Genomic DNA, 2,024 nt, shown 5'->3' with positions numbered 1-2,024 from the left:
CGCATCGCGCGGCCGACGAAATAGCCGTTGTTGAGGATGTTGTGGTGGGTCAGCGTGACGCCCTTCGGCGAGCCGGTGGTGCCGCTGGTGAACTGGATGTTGACGGGATCGTCGAACTGCAGCGCCTCGCCGAGCGCTGCAAGCTCGGCACGATGGCGGTCGCCGCCCATCTCCGCGATATCAGCGAACGGGATCGCGCCTGGTGCCGCCGGGCCGCCGATCTGGATCACCGCCCGCAATTGCGGCAGCCGCGCGGCGCGCAACTGTCCGGGCTGCGAGGTCGCGAGCTCCGGCAGCAGCGTATTCAGCATCTCCATGTAGTTGGAGGTCTTGAAGGCGGTCGCGGTGACGATTGCCGCGCAGCCGACCTTATGGAGCGCGAATTCCAGCTCGGTCAGGCGATAGGCCGGATTGATCGTCACCAGGATCAGGCCCGCCTTCGCGGCCGCGAACTGCGTCAGCGTCCATTCGGGCCGATTGAGCGACCAGATGCCGATGCGCTCGCCGCGCGTGAGGCCGAGCGCGATGAAGCCGGCGGCCAGCGCATCGACCCGCTCTGCGAATTCGCGCCAGCTCCAGCGCACATCGTGGCTTGGCGAAATCAGTGCCGGGCGATCGCCCCAGCGCGCGCGGGCCCGGTCGAGGCTGTTGCCAATGGTATCGCCGAGCAGCGGCACATCGCTGATGCCGCACACATAGCTAGACGCCTTCTCCACCATGTCCAGTTCCTCCCTTTGGCGCGGCAACGCGACGGCCCTGAGACCGTCGCGCTATCCATTTTTGGGATATCCTAGCTGCGCCGGGAGGAGCCCGCTAGGCCGCCTTTTGGCCACCGGCCGCATCGAGCCCGGCATAGATGCCGCGTTCGAAGCCGGCGAATGCCGCGAGGCAGTGCTGGTCCGCGAATGGCAGCAACTGCATCAGGATCACGCCGGTGATGTCGCGCGCCGGGTCGATCCAGTAATAGGTGTTGGCGAGCCCGGCCCAGGCGAGGCTGCCGGCGCTGCGGCCCTCCGGCGTCGCCTGTGTGTTGATCATGAAGCTCAGGCCCCACTTCTTGACGATGCCGGGATAGAGATCGACGTCGTTGGTCACGCTGGGGATCGCCGCGACCATCTTCGTCATTTCGAGCTCGCCGATTTGGTTCTCGCTCATGGTCGCCACCGTCTCCGGCCGCAGCAGCCGGTTTCCGTTGCCCTCCCCTTTGTTCAGGATCATGCGGGTGAACCGGATGTAGTCGCCGGCGGTGCCATAGAGACCGCCGCCGCCCATGTGGAATTCCGGCTCCTGCTCGAGCTCGAACGGGATCGGGGCTAGCGCGCCCTCGGGCGTGCGCGCATGCATGCCGACCAGCCGCTCGCGTTGCAGCGGCCCGAGCTTGAAAGCCGTGTCGGTCATGCCGAGCGGAGCAAAGATGTGGTCGCGCAGATAGGCGTCGAGCCGCTGGCCGCTCGCCGCCTCGACCGCCTTGCCGACGAAATCGATGTTGCTGCCATATTCCCAGCGGGTGCCGGGATCGGAGGCCAGCGGTGTCTTCAGCGCATCGTTCCTGCAGGTGATAATCCCGGGTAGTCCCGCCTTCTCGACATAGACGACCATGTTGTTGTTCCACATGTCGTAGCAGAAGCCGGCGGTGTGGGTCATCAGATGCCGCAGCGTGATCTCGGTCTTGGCCGGGCGCAGGATTGGATCGCCATTGGCATCGAAGCCATCCAGCACCTGCGGCGACGCCAGGTCGGGCAGCAACTTCCCGATCGGCCCGTCCAGCGACAGCTTGCCCTGCTCGACCAGCTGCATCGCGCCGGCACAGGTGACCGCCTTGGTCATCGAGGCGATCCAGAACACGCTGTCCAGCGTCATCGGCGCGTCCTTGGCGAGGTCGCGTTTGCCGAACGCACCCTCATAGATTAGCTCGCTGCCGGTCGCAGCGATCGCGACCGCGCCGGGGATCTCGCCCGCTTCGGTCATCCCGGCCAATAGCCGGTCGATCTCCGTCTTGCTCTGCATAGGTTACCTCCCGTTTT

The 2,024-nt window shown here is 65.8% G+C and carries 2 protein-coding genes; both read right to left on the bottom strand.

Features of this window, described 5'->3' with window-relative positions:
- On the bottom strand, positions 1 to 719 hold a 719-nt coding region (locus WA702_RS27500; RefSeq protein WP_425113690.1), incomplete at its 3' end, for an AMP-binding protein.
- A gap of 94 nt (positions 720 to 813) precedes the next feature.
- Positions 814 to 2,007: a serine hydrolase domain-containing protein gene (locus tag WA702_RS27495; RefSeq protein ID WP_425113689.1), complete on the bottom strand. Its 1,194-nt coding sequence runs from the start codon at positions 2,005 to 2,007 to the stop codon at positions 814 to 816.
- Between the last annotated feature and the right edge of the window lie 17 nt (positions 2,008 to 2,024).

It is taken from the genome of Bradyrhizobium sp., from assembly GCF_049798375.1.
GTDB lineage: Bacteria > Pseudomonadota > Alphaproteobacteria > Rhizobiales > Xanthobacteraceae > Bradyrhizobium.
This window is presented reverse-complemented; position numbering and strand designations above follow the sequence as displayed.